Source organism: Amycolatopsis suaedae (assembly GCF_004214935.1).
Lineage (GTDB): Bacteria > Actinomycetota > Actinomycetes > Mycobacteriales > Pseudonocardiaceae > Amycolatopsis > Amycolatopsis suaedae.
On record NZ_SFCC01000001.1, the window covers coordinates 42232 to 64365 of the forward strand.

22 protein-coding genes are annotated in these 22134 nt (G+C 73.3%); 16 read left to right on the forward strand and 6 right to left on the reverse strand.

Features of this window, described 5'->3' with window-relative positions; all coding sequences use genetic code 11:
- Positions 1–56 precede the first annotated feature (56 nt).
- The 10 genes from EWH70_RS00240 to EWH70_RS00285 are packed head-to-tail and all read left to right on the forward strand — an operon-like array spanning position 57 to position 9623.
- Complete coding sequence (locus tag EWH70_RS00240; protein ID WP_240686714.1) at positions 57–1073, forward strand: ABC transporter permease; 1017 nt, start codon at positions 57–59, stop codon at positions 1071–1073.
- The gene (locus EWH70_RS00245) at positions 1070–1948 is read left to right on the forward strand and encodes an ABC transporter permease (RefSeq protein ID WP_130473140.1); all 879 of its coding nucleotides are present in this window, start codon (positions 1070–1072) and stop codon (positions 1946–1948) included. Before EWH70_RS00240 ends, EWH70_RS00245 begins: the two co-directional genes overlap by 4 nt.
- Entirely contained in the window at positions 1945–3531 is a 1587-nt protein-coding gene (locus EWH70_RS00250; protein WP_130473141.1) for an ABC transporter ATP-binding protein, read from the forward strand. Before EWH70_RS00245 ends, EWH70_RS00250 begins: the two co-directional genes overlap by 4 nt.
- Positions 3528–4490, forward strand: coding sequence for a Gfo/Idh/MocA family protein (locus EWH70_RS00255; RefSeq protein WP_130473142.1), 963 nt, complete (start codon positions 3528–3530; stop codon positions 4488–4490). Before EWH70_RS00250 ends, EWH70_RS00255 begins: the two co-directional genes overlap by 4 nt.
- Positions 4487–5209 (forward strand): creatininase family protein, encoded by a 723-nt coding sequence (locus tag EWH70_RS00260; RefSeq protein WP_130473143.1) that lies wholly within the window; start codon positions 4487–4489, stop codon positions 5207–5209. Before EWH70_RS00255 ends, EWH70_RS00260 begins: the two co-directional genes overlap by 4 nt.
- Positions 5209–5973 (forward strand): amidohydrolase family protein, encoded by a 765-nt coding sequence (locus tag EWH70_RS00265; protein ID WP_130473144.1) that lies wholly within the window; start codon positions 5209–5211, stop codon positions 5971–5973. The genes EWH70_RS00260 and EWH70_RS00265 overlap by 1 nt, the downstream gene beginning before the upstream one ends.
- Complete coding sequence (locus tag EWH70_RS00270; RefSeq protein WP_130473145.1) at positions 5970–7073, forward strand: mandelate racemase/muconate lactonizing enzyme family protein; 1104 nt, start codon at positions 5970–5972, stop codon at positions 7071–7073. Before EWH70_RS00265 ends, EWH70_RS00270 begins: the two co-directional genes overlap by 4 nt.
- On the forward strand, positions 7070–7945 hold the full coding sequence (locus EWH70_RS00275) for an amidohydrolase family protein (protein WP_130473146.1): 876 nt from the start codon (positions 7070–7072) through the stop codon (positions 7943–7945). The genes EWH70_RS00270 and EWH70_RS00275 overlap by 4 nt, the downstream gene beginning before the upstream one ends.
- A complete protein-coding gene (locus EWH70_RS00280; RefSeq protein WP_130473147.1) occupies positions 7942–8694 on the forward strand; it encodes an amidohydrolase family protein in 753 nt (250 codons plus the stop codon). Before EWH70_RS00275 ends, EWH70_RS00280 begins: the two co-directional genes overlap by 4 nt.
- Positions 8691–9623, forward strand: a complete 933-nt coding sequence (locus EWH70_RS00285) for a dihydrodipicolinate synthase family protein (protein ID WP_165436098.1) — start codon at positions 8691–8693, stop codon at positions 9621–9623. The genes EWH70_RS00280 and EWH70_RS00285 overlap by 4 nt, the downstream gene beginning before the upstream one ends.
- On the opposite strand, the gene EWH70_RS00290 is transcribed toward EWH70_RS00285, so the two are convergent.
- From EWH70_RS00290 to EWH70_RS00315, 6 genes are read right to left on the reverse strand one after another with little or no spacing between them, the layout of a single operon-like run.
- Positions 9620–10483, reverse strand: coding sequence for an SRPBCC family protein (locus tag EWH70_RS00290; RefSeq protein WP_130473148.1), 864 nt, complete (start codon positions 10481–10483; stop codon positions 9620–9622). The two genes, EWH70_RS00285 and EWH70_RS00290, sit on opposite strands and share 4 nt — an antisense overlap.
- The gene (locus EWH70_RS00295) at positions 10476–11039 is read right to left on the reverse strand and encodes a winged helix-turn-helix domain-containing protein (RefSeq protein WP_130473149.1); all 564 of its coding nucleotides are present in this window, start codon (positions 11037–11039) and stop codon (positions 10476–10478) included. The genes EWH70_RS00290 and EWH70_RS00295 overlap by 8 nt, the downstream gene beginning before the upstream one ends.
- Entirely contained in the window at positions 11039–12571 is a 1533-nt protein-coding gene (gene cydC, locus EWH70_RS00300; protein WP_130473150.1) for a thiol reductant ABC exporter subunit CydC, read from the reverse strand. Before cydC ends, EWH70_RS00295 begins: the two co-directional genes overlap by 1 nt.
- Positions 12553–14142 (reverse strand): thiol reductant ABC exporter subunit CydD, encoded by a 1590-nt coding sequence (cydD, locus tag EWH70_RS00305; protein WP_130473151.1) that lies wholly within the window; start codon positions 14140–14142, stop codon positions 12553–12555. Before cydD ends, cydC begins: the two co-directional genes overlap by 19 nt.
- A 7-nt stretch (positions 14143–14149) precedes the next feature.
- Positions 14150–15118: a cytochrome d ubiquinol oxidase subunit II gene (locus tag EWH70_RS00310; RefSeq protein ID WP_130473152.1), complete on the reverse strand. Its 969-nt coding sequence runs from the start codon at positions 15116–15118 to the stop codon at positions 14150–14152.
- A 2-nt stretch (positions 15119–15120) separates the two neighbouring features.
- A complete protein-coding gene (locus tag EWH70_RS00315; RefSeq protein WP_130473153.1) occupies positions 15121–16260 on the reverse strand; it encodes a cytochrome ubiquinol oxidase subunit I in 1140 nt (379 codons plus the stop codon).
- 114 nt (positions 16261–16374) lie between these two features.
- On the opposite strand from EWH70_RS00315, the gene EWH70_RS00320 reads away from it, so the two are divergent.
- From EWH70_RS00320 to EWH70_RS00345, 6 genes are all read left to right on the forward strand, one after another.
- The gene (locus EWH70_RS00320) at positions 16375–16641 is read left to right on the forward strand and encodes a PadR family transcriptional regulator (RefSeq protein ID WP_130473154.1); all 267 of its coding nucleotides are present in this window, start codon (positions 16375–16377) and stop codon (positions 16639–16641) included.
- Positions 16632–17297 carry a permease prefix domain 1-containing protein gene (locus tag EWH70_RS00325; RefSeq protein ID WP_130473155.1) on the forward strand — a complete coding sequence of 222 codons (666 nt, stop codon included), beginning with the start codon at positions 16632–16634 and terminating at the stop codon, positions 17295–17297. Before EWH70_RS00320 ends, EWH70_RS00325 begins: the two co-directional genes overlap by 10 nt.
- A gap of 130 nt (positions 17298–17427) precedes the next feature.
- Positions 17428–18204: a hypothetical protein gene (locus EWH70_RS00330; protein WP_130473156.1), complete on the forward strand. Its 777-nt coding sequence runs from the start codon at positions 17428–17430 to the stop codon at positions 18202–18204.
- 118 nt (positions 18205–18322) lie between these two features.
- Positions 18323–19333 (forward strand): Rv2578c family radical SAM protein, encoded by a 1011-nt coding sequence (locus EWH70_RS00335; protein WP_130473157.1) that lies wholly within the window; start codon positions 18323–18325, stop codon positions 19331–19333.
- Positions 19334–19405: 72 nt separating this feature from the next.
- Positions 19406–21175: an aspartate--tRNA ligase gene (aspS, locus tag EWH70_RS00340; RefSeq protein WP_130473158.1), complete on the forward strand. Its 1770-nt coding sequence runs from the start codon at positions 19406–19408 to the stop codon at positions 21173–21175.
- A 3-nt stretch (positions 21176–21178) separates the two neighbouring features.
- Positions 21179–22120, forward strand: coding sequence for a DUF389 domain-containing protein (locus EWH70_RS00345; RefSeq protein ID WP_130473159.1), 942 nt, complete (start codon positions 21179–21181; stop codon positions 22118–22120).
- Positions 22121–22134: the final 14 nt, after the last annotated feature.

A 22134-nucleotide genomic window follows, 5' to 3' on the forward strand; every position in this document is an offset into this window, starting at 1 on the left:
GAGTCGCGGGCCTCTGCCTTGCAGCTCATCCGTCTGAACGCGCCCGGGTGGTCACCATGAGCAAGTGGTGGGAAGGCAGCAAGGGCGGTGGTGCGGCGATGACCGCCTACATCCTGCGGCGGCTCGGGGCCAGCGTGGTGATGCTGGTGCTGGTGTCGATCCTGATCTTCGTCGTGCTCCGGCTGCTGCCCGGAGACCCCACGGTCACCAAGGTCGGCGCGGCACAGGGCATCGACCCGAAGGCCCTGCTGCAGCTGCGGACCGAACTGGGCCTGGAGGACCCGATCCCGGTGCAGTACTGGGACTGGGTCACCGGCCTGCTCTCCGGCGACCTGGGCCGGTCCTACTTCAGCCAGTTCGACGTGGGCAGCCTCATCGGCGCGCAGCTCGGCCCGACGCTGGAGCTGTCCCTGGCGGGCGTCCTGCTCGCCGTGCTGCTGGCCGTCGTGCTCTCCGTGCTGCCGACCGTGCTGCGCAGCAAGTGGCTCGGCCGGATCGTCGGCGGCTACACCACGCTGGGCATGGCCGCGCCGCCGTTCGTGTTCGGCATCGTGCTGATCGCCATCTTCTCGGCGCAGCTGGGCATCCTGCCCGCAGAGAACCACGTGCCGCTGACCGAGGATCCGCTGGCCAACCTGCGCGTGCTGATCATGCCGGCGCTGACGCTGGGCATCTGCCTGTCCGCGCCGCTCATCCGCTACCTGCGGGCGTCGCTGGCCGAGGTGGAGAACTCGCAGCACGTCCGCACCGCCGTCGGCAAGGGCATTCCGCGCCGCGCGGTGATCCTGCGCCACGTCCTGCCCAACGCCCTGCTGCCCGCGCTGACGTCGCTGGGCATCACCGTCGGCGCGGTGCTGTCCGGCGCGGTGGTCGTCGAGTACGTGTTCCGCTGGCCCGGGCTGGGCTCGCTGATCGTCGACTCGGTCTACAAACGCGACTACGCCGTCATCCAGAGCACCGTGCTGCTGCTGGCCGCGGTGTTCGTCCTGGTCAACCTCGTCGTCGACCTGCTCTACGGCGTGCTCGACCCGCGCCTGCGGGTGCGCGGGAGCCGGAAGGAGGCCGCCGCGTGAGCGCCGAACCCGGTGCCGCCGCACCGCCGGGTGAACCGTCCGAACAGGCCGGTCCCGGCCTGCTGCGCCGGTTCCTGTCCCGCCCGCCCGCGGTGGCGGCACTGGTGGTGCTCGGGCTGTTCGTGCTGCTGGCGCTCGTGCAGCCGTTCCTGCTGGCCTCGCCGACCGCGATCAACGCGCGGAACAAGTTCGCCGACCCCAGCCTCGCGCACCCGTTCGGCACCGACGAGCTGGGCCGCGACCTGCTGTCCCGGGTCGCCCAGGCCGGTCAGCTCTCCCTCGGCTTCGCCGCCGGTGCCACGCTGATCGCGATGGTCGTCGGCGTCTCCTGGGGCCTGCTGGCCGCGGCCCGCTCCGGCTGGCTGGACGAGGTGCTGATGCGCATCGCCGAGGCGGCGCTGGCCATCCCGACCATCCTGTTCGCGCTGGTGTTCGTGGCGGCGTTCGGATCGGACCTGGTGGCGATGACCGTCGTCGCCGGGCTGCTGATGTCGCCGCTGACCGCCCGGATCGCCCGGTCCGCGGTGCTGGCCGAACTGAAGTCGGAGTACGTGCACGGCCTCGACGCCGTCGGGGTGCCGCGGACCCGCATCCTGTTCGGCGAGGTGCTGCCCAACGCGCTGCCCGCGCTGCTGGCGCAGGCGTCGCTGAACGTCGCCACCTCGCTGATGCTGGAGGCCACGCTGAGCTTCGTCGGGCTGGGCATCCAGCCCCCGGACGCGTCCTGGGGCACGCTGCTCAAGGCCGGCTACGACCGGCTCTACGAGTCGCTGTGGTACCCGCTGATGCCCGCGTTGCTGATCATCGCCGCCATCGCCGCGCTCAACACGATCGGCGACCAGCTGCAACGCGTCCTGCACCGGAGCACGTCATGAGCGAGGAAGTACTCCGCCTGGAGGGACTGGACCTCGGCGTCCGGTCCGGCAAGCAGGTCCGCCCGCTGGTGCACGGCGTGAACCTCACCCTGCGCCGCGGCGAGCGGGTGGCGCTGGTCGGCGAGTCGGGCAGCGGCAAGACGCTGACCTCGCTGGCCGTGATGCGGCTGAACCCGGAGCCGACGGTGCGTACCGCGGGCAGGGTCATGCTCGGCGCGACCGACCTGGCCACCGCGCCGGAACGCGAGCTGGAACGCGTCCGCGGCGGCACGGTGGCGATGATCTACCAGGACCCGTTGTCCTGCCTCAACCCGGTGCGCACCGTCGGCAACCAGCTGGTGGAGGCCCTGCGGGCGCACACCGACCTGGACGCGGCCGCCGCCCGGCGCCGCGCGGTCGAGCTGCTCGACGAGGTCGGCGTGCCCGATCCGCGGACCCGCATCGCCGACTACCCGCACCAGTTCTCCGGCGGCATGCGGCAGCGGGTGATGATCGCCATGGCGATCTCCTGCGAACCCGACGTGCTGATCGCCGACGAGCCCACCACCGCGCTCGACGTCACCACGCAGGCGCGCATCCTGGCGCTGCTCGACGACCTGGCGCGGCGGCGCGGCATGGCGGTCCTGTTCATCACGCACGACCTCGCCGTCGCCGCCCAGTTCTGCCGCCGCATCTGCGTGATGCGCGACGGGCGGGTCGTGGAGACCGGCGAGCTGCGCTCGGTGCTCGCCGCACCCGGGCACGCCTACACCCGGCAGCTGCTCGACGCCGTGGTCACCCTGGACACCGAGCCCGCCGTCGGCACACCGGCCGGGACCGGTGAGGTGCTGGTCGAGGCCGAGGACGTGCACCGCCGCTTCGGTTCGGTCACCGCCGTGGCAGGGGTGTCGCTGCGGGTCCACCGCGGCGAGACCGTCGGGCTGGTGGGGGAGTCCGGGTCGGGCAAGTCCACGCTGTCCCAGCTGCTGCTGGGACTGGACCGGCCGACCTCGGGCACCGTGCGCCACCAGGGCACCGACCTGGCGACGCTGTCCGCCCGCGAGCTGCGCCGCCGTCGCCGCGACATGCAGGTCGTGCTGCAGGACCCGATCGGCTCGCTGAACCGGCGCAAGACCGTCGAGCACATCGTCGGCCTGCCCCTGGCCGTCCACGAAGGACTGTCCAAACGGGAGCGCCGGGCACGGGTGGCCGAGCTGCTGGGCCTGGTCGGCCTGCCCGCGTCGTTCGCCGGCCGCTACCCGAGGGAGCTGTCCGGCGGGCAGTGCCAGCGGGTCAACATCGCCCGCGCCATCGCGCTGGAGCCGTCGTTCCTGGTGCTGGACGAGGCGGTGTCCGCGGTCGACGTGGTGATCCAGGCGCAGATTCTCGACCTGCTGCGCGACCTGCAGCAGCGGCTGGGCCTGACCTACCTGTTCGTCTCGCACGACCTGGCCGTCGTCCGGTCGATGGCGCCGCGGCTGGCGGTCATGTACCGCGGGGAAGTGGTCGAGGAGGGCACCCGCGAGGAGATCTTCGGCAACCCGCGCCACGAGTACACGCGGACCCTGCTGTCGGCGATCCCGACCCTGGACGTGCCCGCATGACCGTCCGCCTCGCGCTGGTCGGGCTCGGCGACATCGGGACCGGTGCGCACCTGCCCGCGTTGCGCCGCAACCCCGACGTCGAGGTGGTGGCGCTGGCCGACCCCGACCCGGCACGCGGCGCGCCCTACGCGAGCCTGGACGAGGTGCTGGACCACGTCGCCGTCGACGGCGTCGTGCTGGCCACGCCGCCGTGGGTCACCACGGACCTGATCACCCGCGCCACGCAGGCCGGGGTGTTCGTGCTGGCCGAGAAACCGGTCGCGGTCACGCCGGAGGCCGCCGCACCGCTGGCGGAGCTGCCGCCGGAGCAGCGGGCCCGCGTCCAGGTGGGCCTGACCTACCGGCACGACCCGGCCATGGACGTCCTGCGCCGCTGGATCACCGGGCGCGTCCTGGGCGACGACCTGCTGGTGCGGGCCCACATCTACGACGAACGCCGGGACCCGGCCGATCCCGGGCACGCCGGGCGGATCGAGGCGACGCTGGGCCACGGCCTGCCGGTGGTGCACGAGGGCGCGCACGTCTTCGACTGGTTCGCCCACCTCTTCGGCGGCGGGCCCACCGCCGTCGACGACGCCTGGTCGGTGGCCACCCGGCCAGGGCTGCCCTCCGCCAACCTGTGCGGCGCGCGGCTGCGCTATCCCGGCGGAGTCACCGTGCTGGCCGAGTTCGGCTGGCTCACCGCCGCCCTGCCACGCTGCGAGATCACCTTCCTCGGCGACCGCGGACACGCCGTGCTCGACGGGTCCAGCTTCGCGCTCGACGCGACGTTCGGCCACACGGTCAAACGGGTCCGGTTCACCGGCGACCGCACCACCCGCTGTTTCGACCTGCAGGTCAGCCGGTTCGTCGCGTTGATCACCGGCACCGACCCGGTGCCCAGCCCCAGCCTCGCCGACGGGCTGGCCGCGCTGGAGACCAGCACCCGGGTCGCCCGCCTCGCCGGAGGTGGCCGGTGACGTTCCTGCGCTGGGCCGACTCCACCCGTGAACAGCTGCGTGCCGTCCTGCCGGACGCGCTGGTCGTGCTGCCCTTCGGGGCGACCGAGCAGCACGGCCCGCACCTGGCCACCGGCACCGACGCCCTGCTGGCAGGCGCCGTCGCCGCCCGCGCCACCGAGGCGGCCGCCCCGCTCGCGGACCGGCCGCTGGTGCTGGCGCCGTGCCTGCCGTTCGGCGCCTCCGATCACCACCTGCCCTTCGGCGGCACGCTGTCGCTGTCGGTGGAGACCGCCACCGCCGTGCTCGGCGACCTGGCCCGCTCGGTCGTCGCCGGTGGCGGGCGGCGGCTGCTGGTGGTCAACGGCCACGGCGGCAACCGCGGGGTGTGCCACGCCGCCGCGTCCGGCGCGTCGTCGCGGTACGGCCTGGCGGTGTCGGTCACGCACTACTGGGACCTGCTGCCCGCCGACCCGGCGGTGCCCGGCCACGCCGGGCGGTTCGAGACGTCGATGGTGCTGGCCGTCGACGAGACGCTGGTGGCGCCGCGCCGCCCGCGCCCCGACCCGCCGGCGGGGTCCACTGTGGACGGTGTCGATCAGCACGACCCGAAGGCGTGGCTGCGTATCGACGGCTACACCGACCACCCGGAACTGGCCGACGCCGCGGCCGGCGCGGCGTGGCTGGAACAGGCGGTGTCCGCGCTGAGCGCGCGGCTGATCGAGCTGGCGAGGATGTGATGATCGACTTCCACACGCACACCCCGGCCTGGCACACCGGAACCTGGCTCGGCGGCACCGCGTTCGGGCCGGGGGAGTTCCTGGAGTTCCTGGACAGCGCGGGCATCGAGGCCGCCGTGGTGCTCTCGCACGACGGGCTGTTCAACGCGACCCCGGCCGCCAACGACGAGCTGGCCGCGTTCGTCGCGGCCGATCCGCGCCGGATGATCGGCTACGGCACGGTCAACCCGCGCCACGCCGACGCCGCCGACGAGGTCCGCCGCTGCTTCACCGAGCTGGGGCTGGGCGGGCTGAAGCTGCATCCGTGGCTGCAGGGGTTCAGCATGCACGAGCGGTCGCTGGACGCGATCTGCGAGGAGGTGATCGACGGCGGCGGCATCCTGCTGTCGCACGACGGCACGCCGCCGTACTCGATGCCCGGCCAGATCGCCGCGCTGGCCCGCCGCCACCCCCGGCTGCCGGTCGTGCTCGGCCACGGCGGCCTGCACGACTGCTGGCGGGAGGCGCTGGCGATGGTGTGCGAGACCGACAATCTCTACTTGTGCCTGTGCGGCACGCCGCCCTACGCGGCCCGGTACATCATCGAGCACGCGCCACGCGGCAAGGTGCTGTTCGGCACCGACGCCGGCCTGTCCGACAAGGCAAGCCAGGACTACGCCGTCGCCCGGGTCGCCGAGATCGACGGCTGGGGCATCACCGGCGAGCAGCGCGCCGACCTGCTCGACCACGCCCCGCGTGCGCTGCTCGGCCGGTGGCTGGCATGAGCGAGCGGATCGCGGCGGTACACAGCGTCGCGGTGAGCCTGCCCGCCCACCCGGACCTGGTGGTGCGCGGCGCGAAGGGCGCCCACGACCGGTCGGACTTCCTGCTCGTACGGGTCACCACGTCCGGCGGAGCGCAGGGCTACGGCGAGGTCAGCGGCACCGCGTTGTGGAGCGGGGAGGACGCGGTCAGCGCCCGGCACTTCACCCACACCGTGCTGGCGCCCGCGCTGCTGGGCAGGCCGCTGGCACCGGTGGGCGCGCTGGAGGCGGTGATGGACCGCGTGCTGGCGGGCAACCCGTTCACCAAGGCCGGGCTGTCGACGGCACTGTGGGACGCGCACGCACGGGTGCTCGGCGTGCCGCTGGCCGTGGCGCTGGGCGGGCCCTACCGCGACGAGGTGCCGATCAAGCTGTCGCTGTCCGGCGACGGGGCGCGGCTGGAACGGGCGTACGCGGCGGCGGTCGCGGCCGGGTTCGGGGCGTTCAAGGTCAAGGTCGGGCTCGGGGTGACCGGCGACCTGGAACGGGTGCGGCTGGCCAGGGAACTGGCCGGGCCGCAGGCCTTCCTCGGCACCGACGCCAACGGCGGGTGGAACCGCGCCGAGGCCGCCACCGCGGTGCGCGGGCTGGCCGGGTTCGGGGTCGCGTTCGCCGAGCAGCCGCTGCCGCCGGAGGACCTGGCCGGCATGGCGGCGCTGCGTGCGCACGGGCTGCCGGTGGTGGCCGACGAGTCGGTGTTCGGCACGGCCGACCTGACCAGGGTGATCCGGGCCGAGGCCGCCGACGTGGTGAGCCTGTACGTCGGCAAGGCGGGTGGGCCGGGACGGGCCGTCGGGATGGGTGCGGTGGCGCGGGCGTTCGGGTTGCCGGTGCTGATCGGGTCCAACGGCGAACTGGGGCTGGGTGCCGCGGCGCAGCTGCACGTGGCGTGCGCGCTGCCGGAACTGTCCGCGTTCCCGTCCGACATCATCGGCGCCCACTACTACGCCGAGGACATTCTGGACACCCCGCTGGACAGCGACGGATGCCGGGTCCGGCTCGGCACCGGACCGGGGCTCGGCGTGCGGCCGAGGGACGACCTGAGGAGGCGGTTCCGGTGATCGTCGACGTGCACGCGCACACCCCGACCCACGTCGGGGCCGTACCCGAGGCGGAGCGGAAGGTGTACCCGCACTGGCGCACCGACCGCCCGGTGGTGACCACGAACTCGTGGGCCGACTACGCCGAGGCGATGGCCGACGCCGACGTCAGCATCGTGTTCAACATCGCCGTCGACGACCCGGAGCCGATGACCGGGCTGCCCTACCCGCCCGAGCGGACCAACGACAACACCGCCGAGTTCGTCGCCGACGACCCGAAGCGCCGCATCGGGTTCATGTCGGTGAACCCGACGTGGGACAACGTCTTCGAGGAAGCCGAGCGGTCGCGCGAGCTGGGCCTGGTCGGGGTGAAGCTGGGGCCGAACTACCAGAACTTCGACCCGCTGGGCGAGCCCGCGCTGGCGTTCTACGCCTACTGCGAGCGGGAAGGGTTGCCGATCCTGTTCCACCAGGGTGCCTCGCCGATGCGGCACGCGCCGCTGCGCTACACCTACCCGCTGGTGACCGACGAGGTGGCGCTGCGGTTCCCGGAACTGCGGATCGTCATGGCGCACATGGGACATCCGTGGGGCACCGAGACGGCGGTGACCATCCGCAAGCACCCGCACGTCTACGCCGACGTGTCGTCGATCTACCTGCGGCCGTGGGTGTGCTACCAGTCGCTGCTGGCCGCGCACGAGTGGGGCTGTATGGGAAAGCTGCTGCTGGGCAGCGACTTCCCGATCGCCAACACCGGTGAGGCGATCGCCGGGCTGCGCCGGGTCAACGACATCCTGGCCGGCACGGCGCTGCCGCGCATCCCCGAGGACGCGATCGAGGACGTCATCCACGCCGACGCGCTCGGCGCGCTGGGACTGGAGGTGCCCGCGTGAGCGTGATCGACGCGCACGTCCGCATCGGCGACGGCAGGGAGGTCGCGCTCGGCGCCGCGACCCTGCTGTCCACAATGGACGAGCTGGGGATCGACCGGGCGCTGGTGGCGCCGGGAGAGCGGTGCATCGCCGTCGCCAACGCCGAGGGCAACGACCTGACCACGGCGGCCGCGGCGGCCTCGGGCGGGCGGCTGCTCGCCTACGCGGTGGCCAACCCGTGGTTCGGCCGTGCGGCCGTCGACGAGCTGGCCCGGGCCCGCGACGCCGGGGCGGTGGCGCTGGCCGTCGACTCGGTGCTGCAGGGGTTCGACCTGCTCGACGGGCTGGTCGAGCCGCTGCTGACGTTCGCCGCCGGGCAGGGCTGGCCGGTGTACGTGCGTACCGGCACGCCGCCCAGTGCCGTCCCGCTGCCGCTGGCCACCCTGGCGCGCCGGTTTCCCGAGCTGGACTTTCTGATGGGACGCAGCGGCGCCACCGACTTCTGGATCGACGCCGCGCCCGCGCTGCGCTACGCGCCCAACCTCTACGCCGACACCAGCTACGCGCCGTGGGACACGGTGCTCAGCGAGTTCGCCCGCGACCCGGAGATCGGGGTCGGTCGGGTGGTGTTCAGCACCGACGCGCCCTACACCGTGCCCAGGGCCGAGGTCGCCAGGGTGCGCGACTGGACGATCGGCGAGGACGACCGGGCCCGCGTGCTGGGCGGGACCGTGCTGGAACTGCTGGAGAGGAAAGGTGAACGCGGATGACCACCGTGGAGGTGCGGGTGCCCTCGCCCGTGCGGGGAGTGTCGCCGGTGCTGGAGGTGCCGTTCACCGACGACGGCGAGATCGACGTCGAGGGCTTCCGGCGGGTGGTCCGGTACGTGCTGGGGACCGGGGTGGGCAGCGTGATGTTCCCCGGGTTCGCCTCGGAGTTCCACAAGCTGAGCGAGGGCGAGCGCGCGACGCTGACCGGTGTGCTGCTGGCCGAGACCGGGCCGTCCGACGTGTCGGCGATCGTGGCCGTGCAGGACCACGCCACCCGGCTGGCGGTGCGCAGGGCCGCCGACGTCGTGCGGGCCGGGGCAGACGTGATCAACCTGCTGCCGCCGCACTTCCTGGCCCCGTCCCGGCGGGCGATCGTCGCACACGTGCGGGCGGTGCTGGCCGCCGTCGACCCGGTGCCGGTGGTCGTGCAGTACGCGCCGACGGAGACCGGCACGAGCCTGGACGGCGAGACGCTGGCCGGGATCGCGCGGGAGCACCCGAACCTGGCGCTGGTGAAGGTGGAGTCCAGCCCGCCCGGCGCGCTGATCGCGGAGCTGGCCGCCGGTGACCCGCCGCTGCCCGCCGTCGAGGGCTACGCCGGCGTGCAGCTTCCCGACGCGTTCCGCCGCGGCGCCGTCGGCACGCAGCCGGGGTGCTCGTTCACCGAGATCTACGTGGAGATCTGGCGGCGGCTGGCCGAGGGCGACCCGGCAGGGGAGGAGCTGCACCGCAGGCTGCTGCCCTACATCTCGTACTGGATGCTGGACACCGAGCTGATCATCGCCGCGGAGAAGCTGATCTCGGTGCGGCGCGGGCTGTTCGGCAGCGCGCACTGCCGCGAGCCCGCGCACCGCCTGGACCCGGAGGAGATCCGGATGGTGGACCGTTTCCTGGCCGAGTTCGCCGACCACCTGCCCTACCTGGGCTAGCCTTCCCGGCCCGGCAGGTCGCGGCCACGCGGCGGCTCGCCGCCGGTGGCGTGCAGGCGCTTCAGCTCCGCGAGGCCCTGCAGCCAGCCGGCCTCGTGTTGTGCCGCGCTGTCCCGCTCGGCCTCGGTGAACCCGCTCTGCACGAACGTCAGCCGCGTCCGGCCGCCCGAGCCTTCCAGTTCCCAGCGGGTGACCATCTCCCCGTCGACGTAGACGAACACCCTGCCCGGCTCGAACTCGGTGATCTCGCCGTCGGCGCCCAGCGTCACCTTGCCGCCGACCCTCGGCTCGATCTCGACCGGCCAGCCGAACCACCGCCGCACGGTCTCCGGGTCGGTCAGCGACCGGAACACCGCCTCCGGCGCGTCGTCGACCGTCACCTCCGCGCGGATCTCCAGTGGACGGTCCGGCGAGAAGTCCGCCTTCGGCGTCAGCTCCCGGCCCTCGGCGTACTCGGCGAGCGTGCCGACGGCCAGGCTCCAGAACGTGTGCAGCGAGTGCAGCCCGTCCCGGCGCCCGGTGTGCGCCATCATCTGCTCGACCGTGGGCACGCCGGTCTGCTCCAGCTTCACCTTCGTCCCGTCGCCGTCGGCGGCCAGTGTGAAGCTCGCGGTCGTCTCCTGGTCGTCGAGCCGCCAGCCGAACCGCAGCGCCCGGCCGGGCTCGGCCTCCACCAGCCACTGCCTGCCGCGCTCGCCCTGCGGCGTGTACCTGCCCCAGAACTCGTACCGCCCCTCGGGCAGCGACACCTCGGCGTGCTCGGCCAGCCACACGCGCAGCGCGCCGGCGTCGGTCAGCGCCGCGTAGACCCGCTCCGGTGGCGCCGCGATCCGCGCGTCGATGGTCAGGACCTCACTCATCGTCGTCCTCCGTCCTCGGATAGCAGAACAGCGCGACCCGGTACCCCTCACCGGCATCGCCGCCGTACTTGGTCAGCAAGCCCTGCAACGCGGCCCGCAGGTCGTCCATGAAGGGCTGCCGCTGCCCGGGGCGCAGCCACACCTCGCCGTCGACGGCCAGTGACGGCACCTCGCGTTCCGGCGTCCGGCGGCCCAGCCGCGCCACGTCGCCCTGCACCACCTCGACGAGGTCGAGCAGGTAGCCCAGGCTCAGCTCGTCCCTGCTGCGTGCCGCCAGCGGGCCGACCAGCGCGGGGGAGAGCCAGAACGACCTGGCGACCGCCTGGTAGATCCCCTCCCGCACGGCCCGCACCCGCCGCTGCGACACCTGCGTCACCAGCCCGGCCTCCACCAGGCGCTGCACGTGGTAGTAGACGCGCTGCGGCGTCTGCCCCAGCACCTCACCCACCTCCGCGCACGACTTCGGCTCGGCGAGCTGCCGCAGCACGTCCACCCGCTGCGGTTTGAGCAGCGCCTCCGCCTGGTCGAGCCGGTCCAGGTACCACACGTCCTTCATCAAGAAGGAACGTTATTACGTAAAAATACTTTTGTAAAGTCAGCGGGCGGCTCGGTGTGGGTGGCCAGCACGACCGTGACGTCCGGGCACGCCCGCAGCACCCCGGCCAGCACCCGCTCGCCGTGCCCGGCGTCGAGTCCCTCGGCCGGCTCGTCGAGCAGCAGCACCCGCGGCCGGGCGAGGACGGCCCTGGCCAGCACCAGCCGTTGCCGCTGCCCACCGGACAGGGTGAGCGCGTCCTGATCGAGGTCGACGTCGAGGTCGGCCGCCCGGCACGCCGCGCGCAGCTCTTCCGCACCGGCCGACGGCGACGTGAGCAGGAGGTTGTCCCGCACGCTGCCCCGGAACACGTGTGCGGTGGCCGTCGTGGTGATCACCTCGGGCAGGCCGGTGTACTCCGCGAGGTCGCGGCCGTCGAGCGTCACCCGCCCCGACGCCGGGGCGACCAGGCCGGCCATGCAGTCCAGCAGCGTCGTCTTGCCCGACCCGTTCGGGCCGAGCAGTGCGACCCGGCTGCCCTGCGGCAACTCCAGGTCCACAGTGGACAACCCGGGCCGCCCGGTCAGGCGTTCGGCCCGCAGGCACAGCGGCCCCTCCGGTACCGGCCGGGTGCCCGCCACCGGCGCCGGCGCGTCCAGCAGGTCCCGCAGCCTGCGCAGCGATCCGCCCACGGCGACCCACCGCTGCGCCGCGGCGGTCAGCGGCAGCACGGCCTCGAACACCCCCAGCGTGCCCAGTGCCACCGCCGCCGCCACCGGCCCGCCCGACGGCGCGGCCAGCAGGCAGGCGGCGACCACCGTGGCCCACTGCACCAGTGTCCCGGCCGCCGACAGCGCCACCACCGCACCGGTCCGTTCGGCACGGGCCAGCGCCCGGGCGTCGGCCTCCGCCGCGGCGAGCGCGACGCCGGTGGCGCCGTAGGCGCTCAGCTCGGCCGCGCCGCGCACCAGGTCCACCGTCCGCTCCCCGAGAGCGGCCCGGATCGGCGCCGCCCGGCAGGCGGCGGCCGCGCTCGCCCGCGCACAGCCGTAGGGCAGGGCCACCCCGGCGACCAGCAACCCGAGCGCCAGCACCCCCGCGACCGCCGGCGCCACCAGCAGGGCCACTGCCACCGCGATCACCCCGGTGAGACCGGCGACCACCGCGGGCAGCAGGCAGCGCAGCACCGCGTCCTGCGCCGCGTCCACATCGGACACCACGCGGGCGAGCAGGTCGGCGTCGCGGGCCCGGCGGTCGCGGTGCGGCAGCAGCGCCCGGTACACCCGCTCACGCAGCCGTCCCACGGCCGACAGCACGACGTCGTGCCCGGCCAGCCGCTCGGCGTAGCGCAGCGACCCGCGCAGCAGTGCCAGCGTGCGCACCGCGACGATCGCCACGGTCAGCGCGGCCATCGGCGGCCGTTCGGCGGCCCGCAACAGCAGCCACGCCGCGGTGGCCAGCAGTGCCGTCCCGGCCAGCTCGGCCGCGACGGCCAGCAGCGCCGCCCGCGCCAGCCGGACGGCGTCGGCGCGGCTCAGCCCCCAGCGTGACATGGTTCCTCCAGCACTCCCGCGCGCAGGCGCACCACCCTGGTCGCCAGTTCGGTCATCACCGGCCGGTGCGCGACCAGCACGACGGTCCGGTCCCGGGCCAGCGTCCGCGCGGTGCGCAGGAACTCCGCCTCGGTCGCCGTGTCCAGGTGCGCCGTCGGCTCGTCCAGCAACAGCACCTCCGCCCGCGGGCGCCGCAGTGCCCTGGCCAGCCCGACCCGCTGGGCCTGCCCGGCCGACAGACCCGCCCCGTGCTCGCCGACGGCACGGTCCCCGGCGAGCCCCGCCACGCCGGTGACGGTCCCGGCCAGGCCGAGCGTGACGTTGTCCCGCAGCGTCCCGGCGAACAACGTCGGCCGCTGCGGGACCCAGGCCAGCTTGCGCCGCCAGGCGTCCGGGTCCAGCTCGCGCAGGTCGACGCCGTCCACCAGTACCCTGCCGGAGCTGGGCGGGACGAACCCCAGCAGCACGGCCAGCAGCGTGCTCTTGCCAGCGCCACTGGGACCGGTGAGCGCGATCCGCTCGCCCGCGCGTACCACCAGGTCCACTTCGGACAGTGCCGGGCGGTCGCGGCCGGGATGCCACACGGTGACCCGCTCCAGGCGGATCTCGCCGACCGGGCCGGGTTCGCGTGTCCCGGCGACCGGGCTTGGTGGCAGTGACCGGATCTCCTCCAGCACCGCCAGTCCTTCGGCGGCGGCGTGGAACGCCGCGCCCGCCGCCCGCAGCGGCAGGTACGCTTCCGGGGCCAGCACCAGGACCAGCAGCGCGGTGTGCGCGCTGACCCCGCCGTCGAGCAGGCGCAGGCCGACCGGCACCGCCACCAGCGCGACCGACAGCGTCGCCACCAGCTCCAGCACCAGCGCCGACAGGAACGCCACCCGCAGCGTGCGCACGGTGGCCCCGGCGTGTGCGTCGGCCATCCGGCGCACGACCGCCGCCTGTGCCCGCGCCCGCCCGAACGCCTTGAGCGTCGGCAGGCCCGCGACCATGTCCAGGAAGTGACCGCCCACTGTGGACAGCAGCCGCCACTGCCGCCGGTTCCGGTCCCTGGTGTGCGCACCGACCAGCGCCGCGAACACCGGAACCAGCGGCAGGGTGACCGCGATGGTGAGCGCCGCGGTCAGGTCGGCCACCGCCAGCCGGGCCAGCACGGCCAGCGGCACGACGACGGAGGCGACCAGCCGGGGCAGGTAGTCGGCGAGGTAGGCCCGCACCCCGTCGACACCACGGGTGACCAGCGTGGCCGTCCGGCCCGGATCGGCGCCGGGCCGCACCCGGGCCAGCACGGTGGCCCGCAGCGTCGTCCTGGCCCGCGCGGCGAACCGGTCGCCGAGCAGGCCGCCAGCCCAGGTCAGCGCGGCCCGGCCGGCCACGGCGCAGGCCAGCAGGGCGACGGCGGTGCCGAGCGTGCCGGGCGCGGGCTGCCCGGCGGCGTGGGCGAGCAGGCCGGCCAGGAACTCCGCCTGCACGAGGATCGCGGCCGCGGTCGCCGTGCCCAGCACGGCGAGGACGGCGAGATAGCGGCGCAGGCCGGGCAGTTCACCGGCCAGCCGCGGGTCGACGGGACGCATGCCGCTCCTAGAAGTGCAGCAGCGTGCGCTGGTCGACCGGGCGCCGCTGCCAGCGCCAGGTCAGCCACTGGGTGAGGGCGACCAGCAGCACGGCCGGCGGGGTGACCACCGCCAGCACGTCCAGGGTCGCGTCCGCGGCCGCCGCCTCGTAGAGGTCCATCGACACGACCAGGTCGGGGAACCGCAGCGTCCCGGCCAGTGTCACCGGCAGCGCGCTGAGCACCATGGTCGCGGGCAGCGCCAGCCGGGGCCGCCGGGTGAGCAGCCCGGTGAACGTCGCGGCCAGCGCGAGCACCGCCACGCCCAGCACCGCGGGGCCGGGCAGTGCCGAGTCCACAGTGGACGTGATGCTGGGCGACAGCCCGGTCCACAGTGCGACGGCGGCGACGAACCCGGCCACGACCGGCACCAGCCGCAACGCGATGCGGCGCGCCCGCGCCGCGAGCGCGGCGTCGCCCCGCACGGCGAGGAACGTCGCCCCGTGCAACAGCAGCAGCGCGACGAACCCGAGGCCCCACACCGCCAGGTACGGGTCGGCCAGCGGCACCGGCCCGTCGGCGGGCAGCCCGCGCACCAGCACGCCGAGGAACAGGCCCCAGCAGACCGTGGTGACCAGCGCTCCCACGGTGATCAGCCCGTCCCACGCACCCCGGCCCGCGTCCGGCCGGCGACTGCGCAACTGCACCGCGGCGGTGAACGAGACCAGGCCGAGCAGCAACACCACCACGATCAGGTAGGCACCGGCGAACACCTTGCTCTCCCAGCGCGGGAAGGCGCCGAACAGCAGGCCGACGGCGGCCACCAGCCACACCTCGTTGCCGAGGAAGAACGGCCCGACCGCGCCGAGCGCGCGGCGGCGCCCCGCCTCGTCGCGGCCGAGGAACCGCAGCAGCATCCCGGCGCCGTAGTCGTATCCGGCCAGGGCGAAGTACCCGGCCGACAGCAGGCCGAGCACGGCCCAGAAGAACAGTTCCATGGTCAGACTCCCGGCGTGACGGACGGTTCGGGGCCGCGGCGGGCCAGCCGGGACAGCAGCGTCCAGTCGGCGACGGCGAGCGCGGCGAACAGCAGGAGGAACGCGACGAAGGAGACCGCGACGTGCACCGGGTCGAGGCTGGTGGCGGCGTCGGCGGTGGTGAGCTTGCCGTAGATCAGCCAGGGCTGACGGCCGATCTCGCGCACCAGCCAGCCGAGGATGGCCGCGAGGAACGGCAGCGGGATCGCCCACACCATCAGGCGCAGCAGCCAGCGAGCCCGGGCGATCCGCAGGCGGGGCAGGAACAGCAGGGCGAACGGGGCGGCGAAGAAGTAGAAGTAGCCGATCATGATCATGAAGCCGAGCGCGCTGCCGGTGGCGGGCGTCCCCAGCTTGTCCGGCTGCAACCGGGTCACCGCGGGGAACTGCGCCACTCCGAACGCGACGGTCACCAGAGCGCCTGCGGTGCTCACGACCACCCCGGTCCGCATCGAGCGGGCGAAGAAGTCGACCTCGTCCGAGCGCCGCAGGAAGTGGTGGGCGCTGACGCCGACGACGAACACCCCGCCGGTGAGCAGCGCCGCGCCCAGGACGTGCGGCAGCGCGTTGACGAACAGCGGGTTGGTCAGCAGCGCGCCGAACTCGGCGAGTCGTAGGACGCCGCCCTCCTCGCGGTAGCCGACCGGGTTCTGCAGGAACGAGTTGGCGGCCATGATCCAGAACGCCGAGGCGTAGGCGGTGAGCATGACGATCCAGATGGTCGCCAGGTGCAGCCACTTGTTCATCCGGCCCCAGCCGAAGATCCACAGCCCGAGGAACGTCGACTCCAGGAAGAACGCGACGAGTGTCTCGATGGCCAGTGGTGCCCCGAAGATGTCGCCAGCGTAGGTCGACAGCCCGCTCCAGTTCAGTCCGAACTGGAACTCCATGACGATGCCGGTGACGATGCCCAGCGCGTAGTTGACGACGTAGAGCCTGCCCCAGAACCGGGTCATCCGGCCCAGAACCTCGTGCCCGCGCAGCGCGTACCGCGTCTGCGTGATCGTCACCATCGTGACCAGTCCCAGCGTGAGCAGCACGAACAGGAAGTGGAACGACGTGGTGGTGGCGAACTGGAGCCGGGCCAGATCGATCGAATCCATGTTGGGAGGCTACATGTAGCGCGCCTACATGTAGTGCCGGTACTGCCGGGTTCAGGGAAAACTCAGGGTTGTTCCCGGTGGGTCCGGCTCCGCGTGCTTCGTACGGTGTCCGGCATGCGGGTGGACCTGGACATGCGGCTGCTGTCCGTCCTGGAGGGACGGCAACTGTCCGGCCACGCCGTCGTCGAGGCGCTCGGCGGGCCGGGACCGGCGGGTGCGGTGTACCCGGCGCTGCGGCGGCTGGAGCGCGCCGGTTACCTGACGGGGGAGTGGGCACGGGTGGGGGAGCGGACGCGGCGGGTCTACCGGCTCACCGGCGCCGGCCAGCGGTCGCTGGCCACGGCCAGGACGGCCGCGCGGGGAGGCCTGGCGTGGGCGTGATCGAGGGCTATCTCGACGAGCTGGCCGGCACGCTGCGCGGCGCGCCCGCGGCGAAGGCGGACCTGCTGGCCGAGGCCAGGGACGGCCTCGACGACGCCGCCGAGTCCTACCGCGCCCGCGGCTTCGACCCGGCCGAGGCGGAACGGCGCGCGGTGGCCGACTTCGGCACCGTCGCGCAGGTGCGCCGGGACTTCCAGGCCGAACTGGGCGTCGCGGCCGGGGTGCAGGTGCTGCGGTCGCTGGCGCTGGCGTTACCGCTGATGCACGTCATCTGGGAGCTGACCCGGATCACCTCGTTCGGCGAGTGGAGCAGGGTCGGCGCGGTGCTGCCGGAGTGGTTCGGCCAGCTGTCGCGGTTGTCCGACGGCAGTGGCTACGTGGTCGCGGGTCTGGCGGTGCTGGCGTTGCTGGCGACCCGGCTGCTGTCGCGGTACGGGCGCGTCACCGGGCTGGCCCGCTGGCTGGCGGTGCTGGCGCTGACCGGAGCGGTCGGCGACCTGGCCGTCCGGATGGTCCTGATGACCGTGGCCGGGTCGCACGACCTGGGCCTGCTGTTCCTGTCGCCGTCGACCGCGGTGGTGGGGCTGATGTCGTTCCTGGTGAGCCTGCGCCTGCTGATGCTGGCGGCGCGTTCCTGGCGGGCGAGGGTTGCTTAGTTTCCACCAGTCCGGGCTAGCTGGTTCATCCGGTCGGCCGCTTCCGGGCGGCCGGCCGGGGTTGGCAGGCTGACCCCTCGTCACGCCGGGTGTGCGTACGGTCGCGCTCGGCCATTCGAGGGGAATCCAGTTGCTGACTCGTGCTGTCGCGGTGGTCGCTGCCGCGCTGATGATGGCCGGTGGTTGCGCGGCCACCGAACCCGAGGTGAAGAAGCTCGACGCCGCAGGCCTGGCCGCGGCGATCCGGACGGCCGGTGCGCAGGCGAAGACCGGTGCGTTCACGCTGTACCTGAACTCGTCCGAGGGCAGCCGGCACGCGGAAGGGCTGTTCCGCATCGGCGAGCAGGGGTTCGAGGTGCGCGCGACGCTGAGCCCGGGCGGGATGCCGGAGACGAAGTTCGTCTACTCCGGCGGAGCCTTCTACCGCGAGGCCGACGAGGACGAGAAGGCCGGCGGCAAGCCGTACCTGCGGCTGCCCAGGGACAAGGCCGGTGACGACCTGCTCGGCGCCGTGTTCGTCCGGATCGTCGACAGTGCCGAACCGGAGAACATCCTGCGTGTCGTCGAGCGGGCGGGGACCCTCACCGGCGAGCTGCCGGGCACGGCCACCGCCGCCAAGCGGTACACCGTCGACCTCGACGTCGCCCGGTTCGCCGAGTACGCGGGCGGTGGCGCGCCGGTGTCGCAGGACCTGCGGGCCGCGCTGGCCGAGCGCACGAAGGCGAAGGCGCCCGTGCTGCCGGTCGAGCTGGGCGTCGACGACGCGGGCCGGCTCGTCCAGTTGACGGTGCCCTCGGCGGAGCCGGCCACTGCCGGCCAGCCGAAGCCGGTGGTGAACCTGCTCTACCAGCGCTGGGGCGCGCAGATCGACATCGCCAAGCCGGCGGACGACCAGGTGCGCGGCTGACCGGCGGTGCCCTGACGTCTCACGCGGTGAAGGTGGCCTTCACGTGCTTCGCGGCGTTCCGGAGGGAGAGCCGGGCCGCGTTTGACACCGCGATAGAACACGTGTTCGACTGACGGGCATGCGGTGGGATGCACAACGCGAGGACTGCCGGCCCCAGCTCAGCCTTCCCGGGCTGGTCCGGTCGGTCACCACGCCCGAGTTCGCCGGCGTCACCTTCCACGAGGTGCACGCCCGGTCCGTGCTGAACAAGGTGCCCGGCGGGTCCGCGGTGCCGTTCCGGTGGACGGTGAACCCCTACCGCGGCTGCTCGCACGCCTGCCGGTACTGCTTCGCCCGCAACACCCACACCTACCTCGACTTCGACGCGGGCGCCGACTTCGACAGCCAGGTCGTGGTCAAGGTCAACGCCCCGGAGGTGCTGGCCGCACAGCTGCGCAGGCCCAGCTGGACCGGCGAGCACGTCGCCATGGGCACCAACACCGACCCGTACCAGCGCGCCGAGGGCCGCTACCGGCTGATGCCCGGCATCATCGGCGCGCTCGCCGGTGCCGCGACCCCCTTCTCCATCCTCACCAAGGGAACGCTGCTCACCCGGGACCTGCCGCTGCTGGCCGAGGCCGCCGAACGGGTCGACGTCGGCCTCGGCGTGTCGGTCGCGCTGCTCGACCGCGACCTGCAGCGCCGCCTGGAGCCCGGCACGCCCAGCCCGAGGGCCCGGCTGGACATGATCCGCCGCATCCGCGACGCCGGCCTGCCCTGCGGCGTGCTCATCGCCCCGGTGCTGCCCGGCCTCACCGACTCGCAGGAGGCACTGGACACGCTGCTCGCCGAGATCGCCGAGGCGGGCGCCACCGGCGTCACGGCGCTGCCGCTGCACCTGCGTCCCGGTGCCCGCGAGTGGTTCGCAGGCTGGCTCCGGCAGGAGCACCCGGAACTGGTGCCGCGTTACCGCGAGCTGTACGCCAGGGGCAGCTACGCCACCCGCGGCTACCGGCACTGGCTGTCCGAACGGCTGGCCCGCCTGATGCGCCGTCACGGCCTGGACAGCGGAGCGGGCAACCGCGCACCCGAGGTGCCACGGCCACGGCAGGAGGCGCGGCCCGTGCAGCAGACGCTGTTCGACCGGTGACCCGAAAAGCGCTGGAGCCGGTTCGCTAGCCTTTACGGACAACCCAGTCCGCTGTCAAGGAGAGCAACCGCTGTGCTTCGCACCCACAACGCCGGCACCCTGCGTGCCGAGCATGCCGGCCAGACCGTAGTCCTCACCGGCTGGGTGGCGCGGCGGCGCGATCACGGCGGCGTCATCTTCATCGATCTGCGTGATGCCAGCGGGGTGGCGCAGGTGGTCTTCCGCGAGGGCGAGATGGCCGAGCGCGCCCACCAGCTGCGCTCGGAGTTCTGCGTGAAGGTCACCGGCGAGGTCGCCACCCGGCCCGAGGGCAACGAGAACGCGGAGATCCCCACCGGCGCCATCGAGGTGCTGGCCACCGAGCTGGACGTGCTGTCCGAGGCCGCGGTGCTGCCGTTCCCGATCGACGACCGCGTCGACGTCGGCGAGGAGGTCCGGCTCAAGCACCGCTACCTCGACCTGCGCCGCAACGGCCCGGCCCGTGCCATGCGCCTGCGCAGCGAGATCAACCGCGCCGCCCGCGAGGTGCTGCACGCGCAGGGCTTCGTCGAGGTCGAGACCCCGACCATGACCCGGTCCACACCAGAGGGCGCGCGTGACTTCGTGGTGCCCGCCCGGCTGCGGCCCGGCTCCTGGTACGCCCTGCCGCAGTCGCCGCAGCTGTTCAAGCAGCTGCTGATGGTCGGCGGCCTGGAGCGGTACTACCAGATCGCCCGCTGCTACCGCGACGAGGACTTCCGCGCCGACCGGCAGCCGGAGTTCACCCAGCTCGACATCGAGATGAGCTTCGTCGAGCAGGACGACGTGATCGCGCTCGGCGAGGACATCGTGACCGCGCTGTGGCGGCTGATCGACGTCGAGCTGCCCAGGCCGTTCCGCCGGATCACCCACGCCGAGGCCATGGCCAAGTACGGCTCGGACAAGCCGGACCTGCGCTTCGACCTCGAGATCACCGAGCTGACCGAGTACTTCGCCGACACGCCGTTCCGGGTGTTCCAGGCTCCCTACGTCGGCGCCGTGGTGATGGCGGGCGGCGCCGACCAGCCCCGCCGCACACTGGACGCCTGGCAGGAGTTCGCCAAGCAGCGCGGCCACCGCGGCCTTGCCTACGTGCTGTTCGCCGAGGACGGCACGCTCGGTGGCCCGGTCGCCAAGAACCTGTCCGAGGCCGAGCGCGCTGGCCTGGCCGAGGCGACCGGCGCCAAGCCGGGCGACTGCGTGTTCTTCGCCGCAGGCAAGCCCGCCGACGCCCGCGCCCTGCTCGGCGCCACCCGCGTCGAGATCGGCCACCGGCTCGGCCTGATCGACCCGGACGCCTGGTCGCTGGTGTGGGTCGTGGACTTCCCGATGTTCGTCAGCACCGAGGAGTCCGACGACGTCGCCGTGGGCAGCGGCAAGTGGAACGCGCTGCACCACGCGTTCACCTCGCCCACCCCGGAGTGGATCGACAAGCTGGAACAGGACCCGGGCAACGCGCTGGCCTACGCCTACGACATCGTCTGCAACGGCAACGAGATCGGCGGCGGGTCCATCCGTATCCACCAGAGCGACCTGCAGAAGCGGGTGTTCGACCTGATGGGCCTGTCCGCCGAGGAGGCCCAGGAGAAGTTCGGCTTCCTGCTCGACGCCTTCCAGTACGGCCCGCCGCCGCACGGCGGCATCGCGTTCGGCTGGGACCGGATCGCCATGCTGCTGTCCGGTTCCGAGTCGCTGCGGGACGTCATCGCGTTCCCGAAGACCGGCGGCGGGTACGACCCGCTCACCGGTGCGCCCGCGCCGATCACCGCGGAGCAGCGCAAGGAGGCGGGCGTCGACGCCAAGCCGGAAACCAAGCCGGCGTAAGCGATGCTGCACCTGCGGGCGGTGTCGCCGCCCGACCGGACCGCCGAGGTCATCGAACTGCTGCGGGGGCACCGGGGCGCCACCCACCTGGTGGTGATCCCCGGTGCCGCCGTGGAGCCGGCCGGTGACGTGATCGAGGCCGACGTCGCCAGGGAAGCCGCCGACGAGATCATCGAGTCGCTGTGCCTGCTCGACCTCGACCACACCGGCGGCATCACACTGGAGGTCATCGACACCGCGCTGTCCGACGCGGCCGACCGGGCCGAGGAGGACGCGCCGGGCGAGGGCGCCGACGCGGTGGTGTGGCAGGAACTGCTGGGCCGCACCGGTGACGAGTCGCGGCTCAACGTCACGTTCCTGACATTCCTTGTCATCGCGTGCCTGCTGGCCGCGGTCGGCGTCGTCACCGACTCCCCGGTCACGATCGTCGGTGCCATGGTCGTCGGCCCGGAGTTCGGCCCGCTCGCCGCGATCGCCGTCGGGCTGGTGCTGCGCCGGTGGGACCTGGTCGGCCGGGCGACGGTCGCGCTGGCCGTCGGGTTCCCGGTCGCCATGGCGATCACCGCCGGGGCCTCGGCACTGGCCGAGTCCACCGGTCTGCTCGACGTGGCCGCCCTCGCCGGGGAACACCAGGTGGATTTCGTGTTCGACGTGGGGCCGTATTCGTTCATCGTGGCGCTGCTGGCCGGAGCCGCCGGCATGCTGTCGATGACGTCGGCGAAGTCGGCGGCGCTGGTGGGTGTGTTCATCTCGGTGACCACCGTGCCCGCCGCCGGGTATGCCGCGGTGGCGGCGATTCTCGGCCAGTGGGAAAAGGTGGGTTACTCCACCCTCCAGCTGCTGGTCAACCTGGTCGGCATCGTGCTGGCCGCCGCGACGGTTTTGTTGTTGCGCCGTCGAAAGCAACGGAACGCGGCGACGGAACGTCCACTCTCACGCGGATAATTGAGTAGGGTCGG

What these genes read in the sequence shown, in the direction of transcription:
- EWH70_RS00240 (WP_240686714.1), top strand. Translation starts at nt 57, where the DNA reads ATGAGCAAGTGGTGGGAAGGCAGCAAGGGCGGTGGTGCGGCGATGACC.
- EWH70_RS00250 (WP_130473141.1), top strand. Translation starts at nt 1,945, where the DNA reads ATGAGCGAGGAAGTACTCCGCCTGGAGGGACTGGACCTCGGCGTCCGG.
- EWH70_RS00255 (WP_130473142.1), top strand. Translation starts at nt 3,528, where the DNA reads ATGACCGTCCGCCTCGCGCTGGTCGGGCTCGGCGACATCGGGACCGGT.
- EWH70_RS00265 (WP_130473144.1), top strand. Translation starts at nt 5,209, where the DNA reads ATGATCGACTTCCACACGCACACCCCGGCCTGGCACACCGGAACCTGG.
- EWH70_RS00270 (WP_130473145.1), top strand. Translation starts at nt 5,970, where the DNA reads ATGAGCGAGCGGATCGCGGCGGTACACAGCGTCGCGGTGAGCCTGCCC.
- EWH70_RS00285 (WP_165436098.1), top strand. Translation starts at nt 8,691, where the DNA reads ATGACCACCGTGGAGGTGCGGGTGCCCTCGCCCGTGCGGGGAGTGTCG.
- EWH70_RS00290 (WP_130473148.1), bottom strand. Translation starts at nt 10,483, where the DNA reads ATGAGTGAGGTCCTGACCATCGACGCGCGGATCGCGGCGCCACCGGAG.
- EWH70_RS00295 (WP_130473149.1), bottom strand. Translation starts at nt 11,039, where the DNA reads ATGAAGGACGTGTGGTACCTGGACCGGCTCGACCAGGCGGAGGCGCTG.
- cydC (WP_130473150.1), bottom strand. Translation starts at nt 12,571, where the DNA reads ATGTCACGCTGGGGGCTGAGCCGCGCCGACGCCGTCCGGCTGGCGCGG.
- cydD (WP_130473151.1), bottom strand. Translation starts at nt 14,142, where the DNA reads ATGCGTCCCGTCGACCCGCGGCTGGCCGGTGAACTGCCCGGCCTGCGC.
- EWH70_RS00310 (WP_130473152.1), bottom strand. Translation starts at nt 15,118, where the DNA reads ATGGAACTGTTCTTCTGGGCCGTGCTCGGCCTGCTGTCGGCCGGGTAC.
- EWH70_RS00315 (WP_130473153.1), bottom strand. Translation starts at nt 16,260, where the DNA reads ATGGATTCGATCGATCTGGCCCGGCTCCAGTTCGCCACCACCACGTCG.
- EWH70_RS00320 (WP_130473154.1), top strand. Translation starts at nt 16,375, where the DNA reads ATGCGGGTGGACCTGGACATGCGGCTGCTGTCCGTCCTGGAGGGACGG.
- EWH70_RS00335 (WP_130473157.1), top strand. Translation starts at nt 18,323, where the DNA reads ATGCGGTGGGATGCACAACGCGAGGACTGCCGGCCCCAGCTCAGCCTT.
- EWH70_RS00345 (WP_130473159.1), top strand. Translation starts at nt 21,179, where the DNA reads ATGCTGCACCTGCGGGCGGTGTCGCCGCCCGACCGGACCGCCGAGGTC.